This window comes from Paenibacillus sp. MER 180, assembly GCF_023713665.1.
In the GTDB taxonomy this organism is placed as follows: Bacteria; Bacillota; Bacilli; order Paenibacillales; family Paenibacillaceae; genus Paenibacillus_B; species Paenibacillus_B suaedae.
Map to the genome: position 1 here is coordinate 421,556 of NZ_JAMAVT010000001.1, position 21,288 is coordinate 442,843.

The 21,288-nt window shown below is 47.4% G+C and carries 21 protein-coding genes; 12 read left to right on the top strand and 9 right to left on the bottom strand.

The features are described from left to right. Positions 1-57: 57 nt before the first annotated feature. Positions 58-1,329 carry an acyl-CoA thioesterase/bile acid-CoA:amino acid N-acyltransferase family protein gene (locus M3661_RS01735; RefSeq protein WP_251481711.1) on the top strand — a complete coding sequence of 424 codons (1,272 nt, stop codon included), beginning with the start codon at positions 58-60 and terminating at the stop codon, positions 1,327-1,329. 123 nt (positions 1,330-1,452) lie between these two features. Here M3661_RS01735 and M3661_RS01740 read toward each other — a convergent pair whose 3' ends face one another. Continuing rightward, on the bottom strand, positions 1,453-1,872 hold the full coding sequence (locus M3661_RS01740) for a winged helix-turn-helix transcriptional regulator (RefSeq protein ID WP_251481714.1): 420 nt from the start codon (positions 1,870-1,872) through the stop codon (positions 1,453-1,455). A 223-nt stretch (positions 1,873-2,095) separates the two neighbouring features. Between M3661_RS01740 and M3661_RS01745 the strand changes: the two genes are divergently transcribed. After that, on the top strand, positions 2,096-2,614 hold the full coding sequence (locus M3661_RS01745; RefSeq protein ID WP_251481716.1) for a DJ-1/PfpI family protein: 519 nt from the start codon (positions 2,096-2,098) through the stop codon (positions 2,612-2,614). 162 nt (positions 2,615-2,776) lie between these two features. Here the strand turns inward: M3661_RS01745 and M3661_RS01750 are convergent, their stop codons facing one another. After that, positions 2,777-3,601 (bottom strand): GNAT family N-acetyltransferase, encoded by an 825-nt coding sequence (locus M3661_RS01750; RefSeq protein WP_251481719.1) that lies wholly within the window; start codon positions 3,599-3,601, stop codon positions 2,777-2,779. Between the two features lie 217 nt (positions 3,602-3,818). Here M3661_RS01750 and M3661_RS01755 point away from each other — a divergent pair, with 217 nt between their 5' ends. Further along, a complete protein-coding gene (locus tag M3661_RS01755; protein WP_251481723.1) occupies positions 3,819-4,529 on the top strand; it encodes a helix-turn-helix domain-containing protein in 711 nt (236 codons plus the stop codon). Positions 4,530-5,033: 504 nt separating this feature from the next. Here M3661_RS01755 and M3661_RS01760 read toward each other — a convergent pair. Beyond that, positions 5,034-6,092, bottom strand: coding sequence for an NAD(P)/FAD-dependent oxidoreductase (locus M3661_RS01760; protein ID WP_251481726.1), 1,059 nt, complete (start codon positions 6,090-6,092; stop codon positions 5,034-5,036). Positions 6,093-6,288: 196 nt separating this feature from the next. Here M3661_RS01760 and M3661_RS01765 point away from each other — a divergent pair, with 196 nt between their 5' ends. From M3661_RS01765 to M3661_RS01780, 4 genes are all read left to right on the top strand, one after another. Then, a complete protein-coding gene (locus tag M3661_RS01765) occupies positions 6,289-7,089 on the top strand; it encodes an ABC transporter ATP-binding protein (protein WP_065291000.1) in 801 nt (266 codons plus the stop codon). Further along, positions 7,086-8,015, top strand: coding sequence for an iron-hydroxamate ABC transporter substrate-binding protein (locus tag M3661_RS01770; protein WP_065290999.1), 930 nt, complete (start codon positions 7,086-7,088; stop codon positions 8,013-8,015). The genes M3661_RS01765 and M3661_RS01770 overlap by 4 nt, the downstream gene beginning before the upstream one ends. Positions 8,016-8,094: 79 nt before the next feature. After that, positions 8,095-9,105, top strand: a complete 1,011-nt coding sequence (locus tag M3661_RS01775) for a FecCD family ABC transporter permease (protein ID WP_065290998.1) — start codon at positions 8,095-8,097, stop codon at positions 9,103-9,105. Then, entirely contained in the window at positions 9,102-10,109 is a 1,008-nt protein-coding gene (locus M3661_RS01780) for a FecCD family ABC transporter permease (RefSeq protein ID WP_065290997.1), read from the top strand. Before M3661_RS01775 ends, M3661_RS01780 begins: the two co-directional genes overlap by 4 nt. Before the next feature lie 147 nt (positions 10,110-10,256). Here the strand turns inward: M3661_RS01780 and M3661_RS01785 are convergent, their stop codons facing one another. Further along, positions 10,257-11,063, bottom strand: coding sequence for a helix-turn-helix domain-containing protein (locus tag M3661_RS01785; RefSeq protein WP_251481729.1), 807 nt, complete (start codon positions 11,061-11,063; stop codon positions 10,257-10,259). 256 nt (positions 11,064-11,319) lie between these two features. Here M3661_RS01785 and M3661_RS01790 point away from each other — a divergent pair, with 256 nt between their 5' ends. The 5 genes from M3661_RS01790 to M3661_RS01810 all read left to right on the top strand — a co-directional run bounded on the left by M3661_RS01790 (position 11,320) and on the right by M3661_RS01810 (position 14,920). Then, a complete protein-coding gene (locus M3661_RS01790) occupies positions 11,320-12,171 on the top strand; it encodes a transporter substrate-binding domain-containing protein (RefSeq protein ID WP_251481734.1) in 852 nt (283 codons plus the stop codon). A 45-nt stretch (positions 12,172-12,216) separates the two neighbouring features. Continuing rightward, positions 12,217-12,969, top strand: coding sequence for an amino acid ABC transporter permease (locus M3661_RS01795; RefSeq protein WP_251481738.1), 753 nt, complete (start codon positions 12,217-12,219; stop codon positions 12,967-12,969). Further along, positions 12,932-13,684, top strand: coding sequence for an amino acid ABC transporter ATP-binding protein (locus tag M3661_RS01800; protein WP_251481742.1), 753 nt, complete (start codon positions 12,932-12,934; stop codon positions 13,682-13,684). Before M3661_RS01795 ends, M3661_RS01800 begins: the two co-directional genes overlap by 38 nt. Positions 13,685-13,719: 35 nt before the next feature. After that, positions 13,720-14,508, top strand: coding sequence for a DODA-type extradiol aromatic ring-opening family dioxygenase (locus M3661_RS01805; protein ID WP_251481746.1), 789 nt, complete (start codon positions 13,720-13,722; stop codon positions 14,506-14,508). An 88-nt stretch (positions 14,509-14,596) separates the two neighbouring features. Beyond that, positions 14,597-14,920 (top strand): hypothetical protein, encoded by a 324-nt coding sequence (locus tag M3661_RS01810; protein ID WP_065290992.1) that lies wholly within the window; start codon positions 14,597-14,599, stop codon positions 14,918-14,920. Between the two features lie 248 nt (positions 14,921-15,168). Here M3661_RS01810 and M3661_RS01815 read toward each other — a convergent pair whose 3' ends face one another. The 5 genes from M3661_RS01815 to M3661_RS01835 form a co-directional block, all read right to left on the bottom strand. Next, complete coding sequence (locus M3661_RS01815; RefSeq protein ID WP_251481749.1) at positions 15,169-15,999, bottom strand: carbohydrate ABC transporter permease; 831 nt, start codon at positions 15,997-15,999, stop codon at positions 15,169-15,171. Beyond that, a complete protein-coding gene (locus M3661_RS01820) occupies positions 15,999-16,886 on the bottom strand; it encodes a carbohydrate ABC transporter permease (RefSeq protein ID WP_251481752.1) in 888 nt (295 codons plus the stop codon). Before M3661_RS01820 ends, M3661_RS01815 begins: the two co-directional genes overlap by 1 nt. Before the next feature lie 223 nt (positions 16,887-17,109). After that, the gene (locus M3661_RS01825; RefSeq protein ID WP_251481756.1) at positions 17,110-18,495 is read right to left on the bottom strand and encodes an extracellular solute-binding protein; all 1,386 of its coding nucleotides are present in this window, start codon (positions 18,493-18,495) and stop codon (positions 17,110-17,112) included. Positions 18,496-19,194: 699 nt separating this feature from the next. Next, positions 19,195-19,935, bottom strand: coding sequence for a Bax inhibitor-1/YccA family protein (locus M3661_RS01830; RefSeq protein WP_251481761.1), 741 nt, complete (start codon positions 19,933-19,935; stop codon positions 19,195-19,197). Positions 19,936-20,145: 210 nt separating this feature from the next. Then, positions 20,146-21,285 (bottom strand): DNA cytosine methyltransferase, encoded by a 1,140-nt coding sequence (locus M3661_RS01835; RefSeq protein WP_065290987.1) that lies wholly within the window; start codon positions 21,283-21,285, stop codon positions 20,146-20,148. Positions 21,286-21,288: the final 3 nt, after the last annotated feature.

The window sequence follows — 21,288 nt, forward strand, 5'->3', positions numbered from 1 at the left end:
AATGACAGGAACGGTTGCAAAGTGATATTTTCAACTATCATATGGAGGGATTGATGTATGTTGAAGCCAACCATTGAAATGGTAAGAGCAACAGAGCTGGCGGATGAACCTATAGCCATTCGCGTCAACGGACTGCAGGCCGGAAGTCGGTATAAGGTAGCTGCTGCAATGCCCGACGATATGGAGCGGAAGTGGCTTTCTGAAGCTGTATTTACAGCCGACATCCATGGGGCGATCGATACGTCAAAGCAAGCACCGGAATCGGGAACATACCAAGGCGTAGATGCTGGCGGCGTGCTCTGGTCGATGCAACTGCAAATGGATACAGGTGAGCTTTCTTACGATAATCCGAATTCCATTCCCTATTTCATGAAAATGAACATATCGCCGCAAACGATCACCATATCGCTGTACGACGACAGTCATTTGCTTGATCAAACCACCTTCACCACCAAGTACGTATCCGATCAGGTTCAAGTAGAAGAAATCAACGAAGGCTTCGTCGGGAAGTACTTCTTCCCTGGCCAGTGTTCGAATCTGCCTGCCGTCATTGTCGTCGGCGGATCGGGAGGCGGTTTCTTCTGGTCGGAACAAGTTGCGGCATTGCTTGCAGCAAGAGGGATTGCAGCGGTAGCCGTCGCTTACTTCGATTTTTACGGACATTATGGTCTATCAAGAGAATTGACTAACATTCCGTTGGAGACATTTGCGGAGTGCATTCGATGGCTTCAGGATCGGAAGGAAATCGATGAGAATCGCATCGGCGCAGCCGGCATCTCCAAGGGAGGAGAACTGGTGCTGTTGCTTGGCGCCACGTTCCCAGAGGAACTGAAGGCGGTAGTTGCATTCGCACCATCGCTGTATGTGCTGCAAGGAATTCGTATCGGCTCTTCTGAGAAGAGCTCTTCTTGGTCGTATCAAGGCAAGCCACTCGATTTCCTCCCGTATCCAGATGATTACGAGACTGCCATGAATTTCGATAAATCCAAGCTGAGAGATATTCATAATCGGGCATTTGAGAATACAGAAGCAAAGCAAAAATCGCAAATCCCCGTTGAGCGAATGAAATGCCATCTGCTGCTTATCTCCGGTGATAAAGACGAATTAGGAACAACGTCGGAAATGTCCGCGGAGGCCTTGCAAATCTTACAGCGCGAATCGTATCCTTATGAGACGTTCCACCTTCGTTATCCGAATGGCGGCCACTCTTTTCACATCCCGAACCTGCCACCGGTCAGCTTATCCCCGCAAGTCGAGCTCCGGGATGTAGCGCACGCTGAACGCGACGCCTGGACGAAGATGATGGAGTTCTGGCAGCAGTACTTATAGAACGCGGAGTTTCCTCAGCTCGAAAAAAACGCATAAAGGTAAAAATGACACTAAAATAGTGTCATTTTTGCGTTGGTGATTGGATAGCTTTTAGCCCACGATGGCTAAAAGCTTCTATCTGATTCAGTCGAACCGCTCCTTGCATTGTTCATGCGAACAGCCCTCATGGGCAATACCCAGCCCCTGCTTGATTTGATCCATTCGCATTTTTCCCCACTCATACATCATTTCCACGAGAGGCAGCAGCGTCATGCCAAGCTCTGTCATGGAATACTCAACCTTGGGCGGCACCTCTGGATATACCTCCCGATGCACAATTCCATCCTCCATCAGCTCGCGCAGCTGGTTGGTCAGTATTTTATGAGATACCTTCGGGAACAAACGTTGGAGATCACTGAAGCGATGCGGCCCTTCAACACCCAAGTGCCAGATAATGACGACCTTCCACTTTCCACTGATAATGGACAACGTCAACTCCTTCTCACAGTTAAAATCACCGTTCACGATTTTCTTCTTTATTTCTTCTCGCAATGTATCTGACATCGATTTCAAAACTCCTCATTTCTTCAATAAGTAACCTATAGGTAACCTCCGCACAAAAAAGTGCATTCTTCACAGCATAGAAAGGTGTCGGTACAATAAGACACATCTTACAGTGATGATCGCAATATTAAATCCACTTCATATTCAGAAGTGATTCCGTACATGCTGCAGCATGTACCTGGCACCAACTTAACTGTGTACCACGAATAGGAGGCCATATTTTATGATTAAAAAAGCTTTATTTATTATACCACCTGAACGATTTAATGAAGACGAGCTGTTCCAGCCAAAAGCTGCCTTGGAGCAGGCAGGAGTGAACGTCACCATTGCCAGCACCACAACCGGTGAGATCACAGGCGACTTCCAAGGGAAAGCCACGGCAGAAGTCATCTTCTCCGATGTGTCTGCTGCCGACTATGACGTCGTAGCTGTAATCGGTGGCTCTGGAACGAATGATTATCTATGGGATAACATGGAGCTCCAGCAATACTTGAAGCAGGCGCATCAGGATCGCGTGCTTGTATCTGGCATTTGCGCAGGCGCTGTTACGGTTGCCCGTACTGGACTGCTTGCAGACAGAGAAGCAACATGCTACCCGCTTGATATCCAAATTGATCAATTGAAAGCGAATCATGTTACGTATATCGCCCAGCATGTGGTTGCCCATGATGACATTATTACCGCCGACGGCCCGGATGGCGCCGCACAATTCGGTGCAAGCTTGGTACAAGCGCTCGACTAATCAACTAGCTGTATGCTTTACGCAAACAATAAGAAGCCTTCGGATCAGATTGAACTGCCGAAGGCTTCCCTTCTTATGTATTATAGGCACGCTTGCCTGATAGCTTCAATGCTTCGGTTCTTCGGTGCATCATAAATGCATTAATGATTGCCCCTGTTGTGCTTACCCTCTATTAAATCTAATGTCTGTCACTTTGCCGCTGTCCACAAACCCAATTTGCTGGTATACATTATTGGAGTCGGGATTAGTCAAGTCCGCATACAGCATCGGCTGCAGGGACTCTCTATGCAGCAGCTCACATACCTCCGCTACAAGGGCACTTGCATAGCCCTGTTTCCGTGATGCAGGCGGCGTATAGACCACATTAATCCGTCCATGGCGTGGCGATCGGTGCGCAATATTTGCCATCGATGCCGGCCGACCATCGACCATCCAGAAATATAGATTCCCTTGACCAATCAATCCTTCAGCCGCAGACAATTGGCTCTCAGGCGTGACGGTTACTCCATATGCACTTTCCGAGAATCCTGCCAAAAACGAAGCCACGATACCCGTACGATTTCCCAAAGCCTTTTCCATTGTTCCGCCTACATGCTGTGGCTTGAGCACTTTCGGACAGCAATACGATTCCATCCCCATGTGGGTGTCATAGTGCAGCTGTTTTGCATTCGCATACAGATTGGCAAATCGTTCCACTGTGTGCTGCAATCCCGTAATGCCAGGCAATTCAGGCAATTCATGCGATTCAAGCACTTCCGCAAGCTCTCTCAAGCGCTCATCACGTTCCGAATCCGTTATCTCCTTCGACATCCAAAGCCACCCATTATGTCCAGGAGACTGTGCAAATATCAAGGTGCCATCCTTCGACTTGAGACAAGTTGCCCCATCCAGCTCGCAAATGCGGTACAGCAGATTGAACGGCACCTCGTCCCGTTGAAAATAAGGGTTATTTACCAAGTCATCCGCTGTGCTCCATGATTCCAACATGCCATCCCCCCTGAAATTTTAACTGATTGTACGCCTATGAAATGTATCCGTCAATCCTTTTGAATAGTGGTATCTTTATCTTTAATAGCAGGGTTGAATCGATGAATAATGCGTAATAATGATTAATAAGATTTAACTAAGTTTAAGTTTCTTAAAGAAATATTATCAGAATAATTGATACATGGTAAGTAATGGGATATGATGGAGGTGTGAGGTGATGCTAATGTCGATAACATATGCGGAGAAGAAAATATTTGATATGAAATGCCGTGAAATCGCCGTCGAATTACTAGAAATGAACACTTACGAAAATAGTGTACTGCTATTTAAAGTTCTCGCACATGCATTAAAGAATAATGAACCTATTATTGATTCCTTCGATGAGTCTATTTTCGACAACACAGAGGTTTTTCAAGAGAAATTCTCCGTATTGCTGCACCACGCTCTTTTACAGGCGTGTAATTCCAATTCTGCCACTGACTCACCTGAACCCATCTCGCCTCCAACAAGGTATGCCAAAGAATATACGACCAAAGAGCTGGCTACATTTTTTGGGGTTAGCATGGTCACTATTCATAATTGGATCAAACAGAAACGCTTCGAAGGTGTAGATCTGGCTGGAGATAACAAACGCAATCATATTTCCGCAGACACGATATATATAACACCAGCTGGGAAAAGACTACTTGTCTGCGATATTGTACATATGTGGGAGAGCGAGCAACAACTCGTGACCTCAGCTCCCGAAGAAAATTCTCTATCCTACTACTCTCGTCAAATTGAAATATATGAAACGAAGTATAAAGGGAAATTCGAACAAACGCTCGGCGCAAGAAGTAATTTATCACCTGAAGAACAATCCGACGCTCAAGTTTGGAAACACTTTTTGGGGAGGATGAACTTTGAGCCTAGGAATTCCGAGGAGTAACTATTTTTTTATCGAACAAAACTTCTCAGATATTATTTTGGAGATTCGAAATGTTGTAGGTGTCCCATATAGCGATAAACGCACAATCCGTAAAGTAATTCTTTTTCATGATTTATCGAAAATGTACTGTACCGAAATAATAAACGATGCTGGGAATGACATCGAATTATTGGTATGACTGGTATGCCCATAATCAGCAGTTGATTATAAAATTCCATGCCCACTATCACCCAAATGGAACACCGAAGGAAATAACGGTTCATGATCCCTTCCATATTCAAACGCAGTACCACCGTACCTCTAATCAACATTTCCGTGAGTTGGTGCAAATTCTAGAGTTTGTTCGCCTCAGGCAGTTAAGTCTTAATCATATCCCTTAGATATAATCCTGCAAAATAGAATCCACACACTTATAATAAGCTGAAAGATTGATGTCCCAATATAGAACAAAAAGAGACACCCGTAGCTTGCAGCAACAAGCCTTGGTGCGTCCCTTCGTTATTATTATGAATTCATCATCTGCTTCACAAGCTCACGGTTGCGTTCCTTGAACACATCGTTGTGGGAAGATACCATTCCCCAGCTGTTTGCATCCGGCTGTATGAATTGCTTTGCCTTGTTCACCGCGTTGGCCGCATCCTGGAAGGCGCCTGCGATCAAGTGAAGCTTCCCGTCATGATGCAAAATATCCCCTGCTGCGTACAGCCCAGGAATCGAAGATTCACTGCTGGCATTGCCCGCCACATAGAAATCCTCTACCTGCTCAATCTTCAAAGCACTGTTGCCAATGAGGCTCGAATCCCGCTCATAGCCATGGTTAATAATCACTTCGTCAATCGGCAAAATTTCGATCTCGCCTGTCGCTTGATTCGTCAGTTCTACTCGTTCAATCGTCTCATGGTTGTCCGCTGCAATCAGCTTTGTAATGGACGTATTGAAGAAGCAGTCAATGGAGCTATTCATGAGCTGCGTAATCGTTGCCTCATGCCCAGACAAAGACTCCTTATCCTTCCGGTACGTCAAATACACTTTCTTTGCGACCGGCTCCAACTCGTTCGCCCAGTCAATTGCAGAGCTGCCGCCGCCCGAAATGACCACGACCTTATTCCTAAACTTCCTGAGCGATTTCACCGTATAATTCAAATTCGTTACTTCGAAGCGCTCTGCGCCCTCAATATCAAGCTTGGTCGGGTTCAAAATTCCCCCGCCGACTGCCACGATGACCGTCTTGGAGTAATGCTTCTGACCGGAGGCTGCCTCCAGAACAAAAACACCATCCTCATTGCGAGCAATCGATTCGATTTTCTCATTAAGTACAACCTCTGGATCGAACGTCAAACCCTGCGCCACCATTTGCTTGATTAGCTGCGCTCCAGTGACAGGTGTTAGTCCGCCAACATCCCAGATCATTTTCTCTGGATATACATGCACCTTGCCGCCAAGCTGTGGCTGATATTCGATCAGCTTTGTTTTCATTTCTCGAAGTCCACTATAAAAAGCAGAGTACAGCCCTGCTGGGCCCCCTCCAATTACCGTTACATCAAATAATTGTTCCTGATCCATGTTCTCTTCACTCCTCAGAAACTTGTTGGTATTGATTATCATTATCAATGATATCCGATTCATCACCCTTTTACAATAAAAATTACTATTGACATCCGATATGCAGGAATTTATATTATGGAAAGAAATGATCTTGATAATCATTATCAATTAATGTCGATAACGCTCGTTCGTCTTCATAAATGGAGGTTGAAGCATGGCTCGCCTATATACAGATGATTTAAGCATTGGTTACGGTGAACGCTTAATTGTCAAAAATCTAAGTGTACCTATTCCCGATAAAAAGATCACAACGATCATTGGCTCCAATGGCTGCGGTAAATCTACACTGCTCAAAGCAATTACTCGCATTATTCCCCACCAATCCGGGAATGTCATCCTCGACGGTGAGAACATTGCCAGAGAAAATACGAAGCTGCTGGCCAAGAAGATGGCTATTCTGCCCCAAACCCCGGAAAGTGCAAGCGGGTTAACGGTTGGCGAGCTTGTCTCTTATGGGCGATTCCCTTATCAGCGCGGCTTCGGACGCTTAACGAAGAGGGATATCGAGGTCATCGACTGGGCATTGGAAGTGACAGGAACGATTGATTTCAAATATCGCCCTGTAGACGCCCTCTCCGGTGGTCAGCGCCAGCGTGTCTGGATTGCCATGGCACTTGCTCAAGAGACAGAAATCATTTTCCTCGATGAACCGACAACGTATTTGGACATGGCTCATCAGCTTGAAGTATTGGAGCTGCTGCAGCGCCTGAATGATGAGCAGGAGCGTACCATTGTCATGGTTCTCCATGATCTGAACCAAGCAGCACGATTCGCCGACTACATCATCGCAATGAAGAACGGCGAGATCGTTAAGGCTGGCGATTGTGAAGAGGTTATGACCTCAGATGTACTGAAAAAGGTGTTTCAAATCGATGCTGAAATCGGACGGGATCCTCGAACGAACAAGCCGATGTGTATCACATATAACTTAATTAAAGGAGCAACAGCATCATGAAGAAGTGGTTCATCCCCTTTATGCTCATATTCGTGCTCGCAATTAGCGCCTGCACAAGCCCTGCTGCCGAGCCGAAGAAAGATGCAGCAGAGAACAAAGAAAGCAAATCTGACACGATTACATATCAGGCAGAAAATGGGCCAGTGAAGGTGCCTGCTGATCCGAAGCGTGTTGTCGTATTATCTTCCTTCGCAGGGAATGTCATGGCACTGAACGTGAATCTAGTCGGTGTAGATACATGGGCGAAGCAGAACCCTCGCTTTGAATCGAAATTGAAAGATGTTGCTGAAGTGTCTGATGAGAACCTGGAGAAAATTATTGAACTCAATCCGGATTTGATCATTGGTTTGTCGGGCATTAAAAATATTGACAAGCTGAACCAAATTGCCCCTACCGTTACATTCACTTACGGCAAGGTCGATTATTTAACACAGCATCTGGAGATCGGCAAGCTTTTGAACAAAGAAGCTGAAGCGAAGGCTTGGATCGACGACTTCAAGAAGCGCGCTGAACAAGCTGGCAAAGACATTAAAGCCAAAATCGGTGAAAATGCAACTGTCTCGGTTATCGAGAATTTCAATAAGCAATTGTATGTGTACGGCAACAACTGGGGCCGTGGAACGGAAATTCTGTACCAAGAGATGAAGCTGAACATGCCGGAAAAAGTCAAAGAAAAAGCGTTGGGACCTGGCTACTTCGCACTCTCTACTGAGGTTCTTCCGCAATTCGCAGGCGACTATGTCATTCTCAGTAGAAACATAGTTGGCGATAACTCATTCCAAGAAACGGAATCGTATAAAAATATCCCTGCCGTGAAGAACAATCGCGTGTTCGAGGTTAATATGAATGAATTCTATTTCAATGACCCGCTCACATTGGACTTCCAATTGGAGACATTCATTAAAGATTTCGCGGCAAGCAAGTAACGTCTGGAGAAGGAATTCTTATTTTTAAGAATTCCTTTTCCTGTATTCTAAGCACCATTATGAGAAAGGGACATTATGCATGGTGAACTCGAATCAACGTACGATTCCGTTTATAGGCAAATTAATTGTCGGAATCCTCTTATGTGCAGGAATGTTCGTCGTGGCAATGGTATTCGGCGCCGCTGACACTTCGCTGCGCGATGTGTGGCTTGCCCTTACGTCGAATGCTGCAAGTGACAACATTTCCGTTTTACGAGATATCCGTCTTCCACGCGAAATAGGCGCGATGGTCGTCGGTGCCGCCCTAGCTGTAGCAGGTGCGATTATGCAGGGCATGACACGCAATCCGCTTGCTGATCCTGGCCTGCTCGGGCTTACTGCTGGTGCCAATGCAGCGCTGGCCATTACACTGGCATTGATTCCTGGCGCCAACTATTATGCGATTACGATTGCTTGCTTCATTGGTGCAGCGGTTGGTGCATTTATCGTATTCGGCATCGGTGCAATGAAGAAGGGGGGATTCTCCCCGCTTCGTATCGTGCTGGCTGGTGCTGCCGTCACTGCTTTCCTTGTCGCGGTAGCGGAAGGAACAGGGCTTTATTTTAAGATATCTCGGGAAATTTCCTTATGGACTGCAGGCGGCCTTATCGGTACCAATTGGAGTCAGCTTCAAATTATCGTTCCTGTGGTCCTCGGCGGCATCTTGATTGCCATTGGCTTCTCTAGACAGCTGACCATCCTAAGCCTGAATGAAGAGGTCGCTGTGGGATTAGGCCAGAAAACACTCATGGTGAAGATCATCCTATTTATCGTCATCGTTCTGCTTGCCGGCGCATCTGTAGCACTTGTTGGCAATATGGCCTTTATCGGACTCATGATTCCTCATATTGTACGAGCTATGGTAGGCACGGATTATCGATTTATATTGCCAATGTCCATCTTTACGGGCGCTACCTTCATGCTGCTTGCCGATACGCTTGGACGAACAATCAATAGCCCGTACGAGACACCTGTAGCAGCCATCGTTGCCATGCTGGGTCTGCCCTTCTTCCTGTTCATTGTACATAAAGGAGGCAAAGCATTCTCATGATCTTACCCTCTCTGTTGAGAAAGCAGCGGCTTATTCTCGTATTGCTGCTCGGGCTTATTCTGCTAACCATCATCGTCGGAATGGGTCTCGGATACTCATCATTGTCCTATGATCGGCTGCTCCCTACCCTGCTTGGGCAGGGGACGTTCAAGGAGGATTTCGTGCTGTTCTCTATCCGAATGCCTCGCATCCTGATTACACTTCTATCCGGCATGGCTCTGGCTTTATCAGGAGCCATTCTGCAGGGTGTGACTCGCAATGATCTCGCCGATCCCGGAATACTTGGAATTAATGCTGGGGCCGGTGTATCTATTTCGGTGTTCTTCCTGTTCGTTCCCATAGACATGGGCTCATTCGCATACATGCTGCCTCTTGTCGCCTTTATCGGGGCTGTGCTTACAGCAGCTCTTATCTATCTATTTTCGTATCAACGGACTTCAGGGCTGCAGCCTGTACGGCTGGTGCTGACTGGTGTCGGTTTCTCCATGGCATTGTCAGGAACGATGATCGTACTTATCTCCTCGTCGGAACGAGCCAAGGTTGATTTCATCTCGAAGTGGCTTGCGGGGAATGTCTGGGGTGCAGATTGGCCATTTATCTGGGCGATACTGCCTTGGTTGGTTGTATTGATCCCCTATACCTTATATAAAGCGAATCGTCTGAACCTGCTGGCACTCAATGAGCCTGTCGCAATCGGAGTAGGCGTATCCATCGAGAAGGAACGACTGACATTGCTGATTGCTGCCGTTGCACTAGCTGCCGCAGCCGTCTCCGTGACTGGCGGAATCGCCTTCATTGGATTGATGGCGCCGCATATTGCCAGAGCATTGGTCGGCCCAAGGCACCAGCTGTTCCTTCCGGTAGCGATACTGCTAGGCGGCTGGATGCTGCTGGTGGCGGATACGATTGGACGCAACGTGTTGGAGCCTGATGGTATTCCGGTCGGCATCGTCGTCGCACTGATTGGTGCACCGTATTTCGTCTATTTATTATTGAAAAAGTAGTATACGTGTTATGCCCCTCCTACTCCTTCAACGAGTTAGAGGGGCTTTTTATATATCCAAGTACCGTGCATGAAGAACAGAATATCTAATCTTCCGTCTTGGCTTATTCCTATTCGAACTATCGGGTGATTGATGCGGCGGATGAACTCATAGCTGTTCCATGTACTTTTTAGGCGTAAACGAACTGAATTCCTTGAACTCCTTAATGAAATGATTCTGGTCGTAATACCCCAGCTCCGTCATCTCCTCCATTACCCCCTCATAGTTCGAACGCAGCAATGAATCCAATACATACTGAAAGCGCACGATACGGCTGAACAGCTTCGGGGACATGCCTACATATTCCTGGAATACCTTCGCAATATATCGTGACGAATACCCTGTATGCTGCGATAAATCGGACATACTTCGCGATCCGCTGCTGCTAATGATTTGCTCCGTTACATGCTTCAGCCAGGGCGGTGTCTCGTCCTCCCCTTGGATAAGCTGGCGATAGAACGATTCGAATATCGCGATTCTTGCCGGCATATTGTTCGCTGCCGCAATTTGCTCCAGCAGTATGGAGGAATTGCGGATCACATCAGCTAGTGGGATCTCGCGATCAGTGAACTCATGGGCGGGATAGCGAAGCACATGCCTGCCATAGCCGGGGAAGAAGCGAATCGCAAACACATCACAGTTCCCTTGGCGGAACCCGCCTTGCTTGCTTGAAGTCACTGTTCCGCATACGTTAGCGCTTGGGCGATCCTGATCACAGCAAATCATAATATCAATACTTCCATCCGGCAGTATCATCATCGAATGGCTGCTTGCTTCATTCAGTGAAAACGTATAATACTGAATCCCCATCGGTTTGGGGTAAGCCGACAGCCGATTATCGAAATAGTTCATCTGCTTCTGCTCAAAGGATGGCTGGTGAGGGAAATATCCTATGCTGTCAGGCAGTTCACTCATGACAACGATCACCCCCATAATAATTTATATTTTTCCCATCGGATTAATCTTATTAAAATCAAAACTTCGGTGTGCTGTCAATCCTCGTCTCCCATTCCCTCCTCGTTATCCCTCACATCTGAAGCCCTCGTCCTCATCGACAATTTTAGATCTGTTCCGATTTTTACTATATTTACACCCCATTATCCCGTATGATGGCAAACAAATAATCATATAGAATTACTCGGATATAGAAATCGAGGGAGGAACGCCGAATATGAACAAGAAGAAAAGAATACTCTGGGCACTGACCTTCACAGCTGCAGTGGCACTCACCGTGATCGCCACAGGATGCAGCAAGGCAGCCGATCAAGCATCATCTACCAGCGAGCAGAAGGTCAAGACCTTGCTAGTCGGCACGAGCGGCGGACCGAAGCCTTATGTGTATGTGGATCAGAACAACAACCTAGATGGCTACGACATTGCTGTCTTGAAGGAAATTGACAAGCTGCTGCCGCAATATGACATTCAGTTTGAGAAAACTGAGTTCCCAAGCATATTCGCTGGCATCGACTCTGGACGATATCAAATTGGCGCCAATAACATCACCAAGAAGCCGGAACGCGAAGAGAAATATCTGTTCGGCAACGAATACTACTACTTCAATCGCACCGTGGTAGTGGTGAAGAAAGGCCGTACAGACATTGCATCCATTAATGATCTTTCAGGAAAAACGATCCCAATCAGCCCTGGCGGTGGATTCGAGCAGTTGTTTGTCGAACAATTCAACAAGGAGCATCCGGACAAAGAGATCAAACCTGCTTACACCGATCAAGATCAGATCAAAACCTATCAAGACATTGCCAATGGTGCAGCCGATTTCACCTTTGCGGAGAAAGTCATGCTGAGAGACATTGAGAAGGAATACGGCATTGCGCTCGATACCGTAGAGCTTCCTAAGGAAGAAATCGAAAAGATTCAAAACCCGAAAGCCTATTTCATATTCAGCAAAACAGGCGACGGCCCTGCCATTCGTGATGCATTCGATGGTGCGCTGCGCACTCTGCTGGACAATGGCAAGCTGAAGGAGCTGTCCATTCAATATTTAGGAGCCGACTATACGAGATAATTAAGCCCGGCTCCATTCCAAATATCCATAAAGAAGTGATGTGCGATGCCCAATTTATTTGATGTAGAACTCGTGTTCAGTCAAATTCCTGAACTGCTTGCCTACTTGCCGATCACGCTAGGAATCGCCTTTGCATCCATGCTCCTTAGCCTGCTGATCGGTCTCGCAACGGCGCTTATCAAGATTAAGCAAATTCCCGTGCTCCGCTCTCTCGCGGCATTCTATGTCTCCTTCATGAGAGGGACACCGATTATCGTTCAGCTCTATCTGGCCTTCTATGCGGTTCCGATGGCTATGCAGTATATCAATTATTATTACGGGACGGACTACAATACGAACCATATTCCACCGATGATCTTCGTGCTCGTCACCTTTGCCTTGAATGAAGGAGCCTACAACTCAGAGAGTATTCGGGCTGCAATCCAATCTGTCGATAAGGGTGGCATTGAAGCCGGATATTCTATGGGAATGACGACAACGCAGGTTCTGCGCCGCATCATTTTGCCCGAAGCGCTCGTCGTTGCACTGCCAACCCTCGGCAATTCTCTGATCGGGTTGATTAAGGGCACTTCACTTGCCTTTGTATGCTCGGTTGTGGAGATGACAGCCGCAGGCAAGCTGATGGCTTCCCGCAATTTCCGCTTCTTCGAAGTGTATGTGTCGCTTGCAATCATTTACTGGCTCGTGACAATTGTGTTAGAGCGCCTAATTGCGCGCTGGGAGAAGCGGCTGAAGGTTAACGAGAGGAGGGTGGCTGCTGATGATCCGAATCCAAGGCTTACACAAAACATTCGGTAAACATGTCGTGCTGCACCATGTGGATCTGACGGTTGAAGAAGGTCAGGTTGTCGCCATCATCGGCCCTTCAGGCTCAGGCAAGTCTACACTGCTTCGCTGCCTGAACTTCCTGGAGACACCGCAAGCGGGCTCAATTGCACTAGGCGACTACGAGCTTAATATGTCCAAGGCGACGAAGCGCGACATTCTGTACTTGCGCCGCAATACCGCAATGGTATTTCAGCAGTTCCATTTACTGAAGTACAAGACAGCTCTTGAAAATGTTATGGAAGGTCTCGTGACGGTACAAGGAATGAAGACACAGCAAGCCCATGACATCGCAAGCAGCTACTTGGATCGAGTCGGACTTCAGGATCGGAAAGACTACTACCCTCGCGAGCTATCAGGCGGTCAGCAGCAGCGTGTGGGCATTGCCCGGGCACTCGCCCTTCAACCGAAGGTAATTCTGCTCGATGAACCAACCTCTGCACTTGATCCGGAGATGGTCGGCGAAGTGCTTGCCGTTATTCGGTCAGCTGCCAAGGAAGGACGGACGATGATTATCGTGTCTCATGAGATGGGGTTTGTTCAGGAAATTGCAGATAAAGTGATCTTCTTCGATCAGGGTTCGATCGTGGAAGAAGGAACACCGAAGGAAATCTTCAGAGCTGCGAAGCACGAGCGGACGAAGCAGTTCCTCTCCCGTGTCAGCCGACCTGCCGATTATGTGATTTAACGCTAAGAGATATAAAAAAGGAAGGTGTGTGAATCATGTCCACCGCTACAACGACTTCGGCGCCTGTATTATTTCTTGCACATGGATCGCCGCTCATCGCCATTCAGGAGAATGACTATACCCGTTTTTTAGCCCAATTTGCCAAGGATTTGCCTGTAAAGCCAACTGCCTTCGTCGTATTCACTGCGCATTGGGAGGTCGAATCCAGCACGCGAATAACGTACACGGACGATACCTACCACACCATTCATGACTTCGGTCCGTGGTGGATGGATGAGATGTTTGCTGTGCAGTATCCTGCTAAGGGAAATAAAGAGCTGGCTATCCGCATCCACAATCTATTCAGCCAACACGATATCCAGAGTGATCTGGATGCCGAGCGAGGGCTTGACCATGGAACATGGTCCTTGCTCAAGCAGTTCGATCCGAACGCTTCCACTCCTGTCGTACAGTTGTCAGTGAATCCGAATCTGAGCGCCAAAGATCAATTCTTGATTGGCCGTGCCATTCGGGAGCTGCAGCATGAAGGTGTGCTCATTATCGGAAGCGGAGTGACCGTTCATAATCTGAGCCTGCATAGTGACGTAACAGAATCGTGGGCGCTGGAATTCGACGATTGGCTGATCGACAACATTGAACGCAAGAACTATGATGCTCTATTCAACTATGCCGAAGACGCTCCCCACGCGAAGCTTGCTGTGCCTACACCGGAGCATTTCGTTCCGATCCTGATCGCACTAGGAAGCGGAGAACCAGAACGCGAGGCTAAGGTCATCTACCGTGAATATGCGGGACTGCTCAGCTATTTGTGCTATCAATTTTGAGCTAGGCCTGAGGGTATCTGCAGACGGCCTTGTTTACACGCCATATTGACCATATTGAATAATTTAAAACGAAATGGAGGCGATGAAGATGGCGGATTGGTCGCGAGTACTGCCATTTACCCCTGAATCAGCGGAGCTTATCCCTGAAGAAATCGGCATATTCGTTTTCCTGACGAAGCAGTTGGATAATCGGATGTACAAAGTCATCTACGTGGAACAGACTACGAATTTGCGTGCACGCTATCTCGATTACGTGAATGGAGAAGAGCCGTATCTGCTTGAACATGCCGTAAACTATCGATATGTTGTCGAGCCCAAGCAAGAAGCGCGTGATGCGGAAGAGAAGCTTGTGCTTACAGAAGGTTCCCCCACATTGAACTTGATTAGAAGCGGTTCTCTATCCATCATCTAATCACGCCTATTCACCCTCGTATCATCCTCCGTCGAACAAAGGCCTGCTCTCATGGGTAGGCCTTCTCGCGTATGGGAAGAGGGCATCCTCCTTCCCCAAAACATCCCTTTCAAGGTACTGAAACCGATATGCGATGACGAACAAGCACAATTGCATGCAATCCACTTCCTCTATCCAACATGACAAAGGCTGCCCTCTATGACTAGAAGACAGCCCTATTCCCCAATTCTAGCTATTTCCTAAATTGCTTACCCCTTAACGCTTCCTGCTGTCACACCTTCAATAATTTGCTTTTGCAGAACACCATAGATGACAATGACAGGCACGACGCTGATCGTAATGGCCGCAGTGAGTGCCCCATAGTTCATATTGAACTTGTCGGCAAAGGATACGACTGCAACCGGCAGCGTACGCAGCTCCTGATCGGACAAAAACAGGTTCGCCATAATGTACTCGTTCCAGTGGCTGATGAAGTTCAAAATAAAGACCGTGACGAGAGTTGGCATCGTCAATGGGATAATGATACGGCGCAGCAATCCGTAAGTGGACAGTCCATCCATGACCCCTGCCTCTTCAAGCTCTGTCGGAATCGACTTGAGGAAGGCAGCGATGACGAACGTCGTTAACGGGATGCCGAATGCCGCATAAGGTATCATCAGGGCGAACGGCGTGTTGTAGATGCCGAAGTCCTTAATCATCATATACAGCGGTATAAGCAGCGATGCGGGTGGAATGAGGATCGACAGTAGCAGGAGCCCCATTACGAGCTTGCTTAGAGACGGGAACCTCATCCGTGTAACTGCATACGCAATCGCTGTAGAGAGAAGTATGGTCGCGGTCGTCGCGATCACGCTAATGTATAAGCTGTTCACGAAATACCGACCTATATGTGCACTCGACAAGGCATTATCATAATTGTCCCAGCTTAGTCTAGCTGGCAATCCCCAAGGATTATTGAAGATCTCTGTATTGTCCTTGAAGGAAGAGAGCACAACGAACAATAAAGGGAAAATAACGATGACTACGTAGATGAGAAGCACGACATGAGACAGAATACGCTTGGATCGATAAGCCCTCATTAGTATTCCGCCTCCTTCGACGTCTTCTTGTTAATGATATGGTAAATGAGCGAGAGAATTGCGGTAAATACCGTAATGATGATCGCAATGGCATTCGCATAACCGAAGTCGCCAAGTGCATATGCCTGCTGATACATGTACGTCGCCATAACTTCAGAGCTGCCGAATGGACCGCCATTAGTCATGATGAGTACAATATCCAGCGCCTTCATGGCACCTGTGATGGAGAGTAGCATCGTTACTACAATAACAGGGCGAATAAGCGGAATGGTTAGCAGCCATGCCTTGCGCCAGCCGACCGCACCGTCTATTTCTCCGGCCTCCAACATCTCCTTCGGAATCGCGAATATGCCCGCCAACACAAGGACAATATAGAATCCTGTCCATTGCCAAGCATTGGTCACGAGTACGGACAGCATTGCGGTATTCTCATCGCCCAGCCACAATCTTGTCCATGTATCGAGGCCGACTGCCTTCAAGATTTGATTGAGCAGACCTGCATCGGGTGAATAAATGAACTGCCAAATAACCGCAATCGAAGCGGTTGAGAGAATACTCGGCATAAATACAGTCAGCTTGTAGAAATCAAGCATCCGTCTTACACCACTGACCAATATGGAGACGAACACAATCATTGGTACCTGAATGAATACGGAGAAAGACACAAAATAAATATTGTTCTTGAACGCGATCCAAAACTTCTCATCAGACAATGCCTTGGCGAAGTTATCGAATCCGTTAAAGACTGGCTCCGTAATGCCGTCCCAACTCGTTACGGAATATTGAAGCGACTTGAATAGAGGCACTAAATAGAACGTAATGTAAAGTGCCAGTGCCGGAACTACAAACAGAAAGAAAGCGACACGATTCCGGAGTATCTTGTTCATGATTCACATCTCCCATTATCCGGTGAGCGTGGGGCCATAACCGGGACAAAATGATAGGAAAACACCTGCTGGAGTCCGTTCATAGATGAAGACTGCCTGATCAGCTGCTATTTCTTCCTAGTCAGAACTGTAATGCCTAACGAACCAGCATGTACGCATCAACCCTGATAAGAAAGGGGAACCACAGCGCTGCTGCGGCCCCCAACTATGCAATACGACGAGATTATTTCCCTTCTTTATTGCCCTTTTCTTGTGCTTGCTGCATACGCTCAGCTGCCTTCTCAGGCGTAAGCTTGCCGCCAAGAACCTCTTGTACCGTTTGCTCCAATGTTACCTTCACACTCTTCTGTACGAGCGCATCAAATGCCGGGAATGCACCCTTCGCCGATCCTTGAGATTCGCCGAGCGCCTTCACCAATTCCGTACCACCCTCGACACCGCTCACACCCTTCATAGCAGGGATACGGCTGGATTCAACGAGGCTGCGCTTTTGTTCCTCTATCGTGTATAAATTTTTAATGAATGCTTTAACAGCCTTCAGCTCATTGTCCTTCAGCGTAGCAGAGAAGCCATAGCCGTTTGACCAGCCACCATTGATCAAGCCGTCGCCAGGGCCGCCTACATCAGGCATACGGAAGAATCCAGCTACATCCTTCACCGTAGAAGTATCTCCTGTAATTGCATTCGCTGCCCAGCTGCCATCGAACAGCATCGCAGCCTTGCCAGTGTAGAAATTCGCTTGACCTTGTGGATACTTGAGACCAAGTACGTTCGGGTCAATGTAGCCTTTATTTTTGAAGTCTTGAACACGCTTAAATGTCTCGATGATTGCTGGATCTGTCCACTTTGTCTTTCCGGATGCAAAGCCTTCTTGCAGCTCTGCCCCGCCCAAGCCGACGAACAGAGAATTCACAAGCATGTTGGCTGCCCAGCCATCTCCTGCGCCTGAGCCCAACGCGATTGGTGTAATACCTTTTGCTTTCAAGGCTTCACACACTTTGATCAAGTCATCCCATGTCTTAGGCACTTCTACGCCCGCATCCTTGAACAGTTTTTGGTTGTAGAAGAAGCCTTCAATATAACCAGCCTCAGGGAGGCCATAAATTTTACCGTCCACTGTAAATTCCCTTAAGTTGAAGAATGCATCCTTCAAGCCCAGTTCATCCAAAATCCCAGTCAAATCAAGCAAACGTCCAGCCTTAGAGTACTTCACTGTGTCATCGCCACCGAACAGGTTGAAGATCGGAGGCTGTGTACCGGCAGACATCTCCGCCTTCAGCTTCACGTCACGGTTAACTGTATCCTCTACCCCGTCCAACTTGAACTTCAAGCCAGGAACATCCTGTTCTGTCTTCGCCACAACATCCTCCAGCTGCTTCAGCGTCGCCTTCGCAGTGTCACGAACGTTGATGTGACGAATGACCATAGAGAATTCTTCAACCTTCTCCTCTTTAGCATGTTCTTGCTTCGCAGGCTCCTGCGGTGTTGTCGTTGTTGCCTGCTCCTTCGCTGGTTCAGCCGGTTTTCCCGCATCTTTACTGCCGCAACCAGACAAAGCCATCATGCCCATCAAGGCGATAATCATTAACAACATCAAGTTTTTTTTCATCTCATAACACTCCCGCATGTTCAAATTTGTCCAAGCCTAAAAAAATGGCACTATCCTACCATTCAAGCTTCTGCGTATCTTGGAGTTAGCGAAATGAGGCTGTATCTTGTTGACTGTTGTTGGTATAACCCTCTTTTGAATTGTTACGGTGGATGTTACACAGTCATTGTGGCAGCGATCACCTCCTTGCCAGAGTCAAAAGTGGAATGAAATATGATCATGATGTAGGCGAATGCTACCGAGAAGATATAAAAGTGTGGTCTGGCAATAATTAAAGCGCTTACGAAATGAATGAAGAGTCGATTAATTAAAGCGCTTACGAAACTAGGTGAGAAGATGATTGCGTTACACGGTGATAAGAAAATGGAAAATGTCTGTTCGGGTAAAAGTAAATTTGGATGTGAGTATAGGAATGGATAAGCGGTAGTACCGAGACTACTCGTGGCTGGTGATGCAGGCTCGATAACTACTAGGTCTAATTGCTTACATTGTAGAGGGATACAGGATGCCACTACAAGGGTGAATTCCTCTACTTGAGGGATAAATTTAACGAAAATGGAGCCTATATTAGCTGTAAATGAGCAAAGCACTTCCCATATGCATAAGAATGAACTGCTTATGTCAGCCTACTCTCTCCACAGAAGTATACGAAATAAGCCATCCCTAGAGAGGAATGGCTTAAAAAAACATACAGATCTATTAATCTCGGTTAGCGATCTTGGCAAGCAAACGAATAATCTCAATGTACAGCCATACAAGCGTCACGAGCAATCCGAATGCACCATACCACTCCATATGCTTTGGAGCGCCATGTTCCGCACCTTCTTCAATCAAATTAAAGTCAAGAATGAAGTTCAATGCTGCAATGATGATGATAACGACAGATATTCCAATGCCTATAAGCGAGCTCTCATGCAAATAAGGAATGGTAATACCGAAAAATCCTAAAATAAAGCTGAATAAGTAGACAAGGGCAACCCCTGCTGTCGCCGTAATGACACCTTTACGGAATCCGTCTGTCGCCTTGATTAGTCCAAGTCTGTACACCAGCAGCATGCCCATGAATACGCACATTGTCAGCAATACTGCCTGAAGGGTGATTCCTCCTTGCCATGCTTCGAACCTTGCAGATATAGCACCTAAGAAAAGTCCCTTGGCTATCGCATAGATCGGCGTAAGGAACGGGGCCGTTGTCGGAACAAAGCTGATAATAAGTGCTAGAATCGCGCCGCCTATTACTCCACCTATTAAATATGGATTCATATTGTATCCATTCGCGAACATGGTCCACGATATGACTGCCGCTCCAACAAGCAGCGCCAGCGCCATGAACGATTTATTGACGGTACCGCCGATCGTCATTCGTTCTTGATTCTCATAGTTACCCTGATTTGCAAACGTTTCTTCATTAAGCGTTGGATTTCCGCTACGTCCGATCAATGAGTATACCTCCTAATTATTGGTTCCATCTATTGTATCATATGCATGTCATTCAGCCTATATGGTTAATTGAATGATTCATGTAAACCTCTTAAAGTCCTAACCGCGAAAGATAATTCTACTTATTCTTCTACACGTATGGATACACAAAAAAAGTGCAGAAATGATTTCTGCACCTTGAAGTCCTTGTACTCTTATAAGCAACCCATGTTACCTGCTTGCTGTTGCCTCCATTCGATTAGCCTCTTGTATCTCTGTAATGCGCTCAAGCAGCTGCATAATTGAACTGCCCAGCACTCTTGCAAGACGGACGGGGACTGCATTTCCAATCTGCGTATATTGCTGAGATAATGTGCCCGCTACATGATACTCCTTCGGGAATTCCTGCAGGGCAATGTATTCCTCAATGCTTATCGGACGATCCTCATACGGGTGTCCAAGATTCGTACTCTTCTGAATGGGCGAGGTCAGCAGCGTTGGGGCTGGCCTATCGACCCATAGGCGTCGATAGAAGCCTACCTTGCCTCCGCCTGATTCATAGGCGCCGCCCATAGCCAGTTCTACGAACTCCTCGGGCAAGCTTCGCCAGTTGCCCCCACCCTGCGGAATCATGTGCATGTAATACAATCTTTCCGGTGAATACCGAGGGTAATGGTGCTCTTCTACGTTCAAGTCGCGCAAAACATCTCCAAGCGTCACCCATCTCGGCAGCCCTTCGCCGCCCTCAGCATCGTGTGTCTTGGCAGGAAACGCATACGTTGTACTCAAGTCCTTGCGTACGCCGACAAAGAATACCCGCTCCCTCGACTGAGGAACCCCGTAATCAGCTGCTTTCAGCAGTTCATAGGTCACATTGTATTCATGGAAATGCTGGAGCAAATGTGTGAGCGCACTGCCGGGCATCTCCTCCGGCTCAAGCGGAGCATGCTCCTCTCCCCGCTGGCGCAGCGGTCTATGTTTCAAAGAAGCTGACAGCAGTCCGCGCACATTTTCCAATAGAAATACCTTGGGGCGTGTCTCCTCCACCAGCTGCGCGAACTTCAACATCGCATTGCCGCGCGGATCTTCAAATGCCTGCCTTTTGCCCGCTGTGCTGAATGATTGACAAGGACTGCCGCCGAACATGAGATCAATGTCCTGCCCCTCATCCAAGCCCGCCTCTCGATAGATGCGTTCCCGAGAATAGTCCGAAATATCGCCCTCGACCACATTCATATCCGGATAATTTGCCCGAAGCGTCTCGCAAAATACAGATTCTATTTCAAGTGATAGTTTAATATCGAAGCCTGCCTGGTGAATGCCTGTATCGAGTCCACCAGCACCTGCAAAAAAGGAAATTGCCGTTGCCATAAT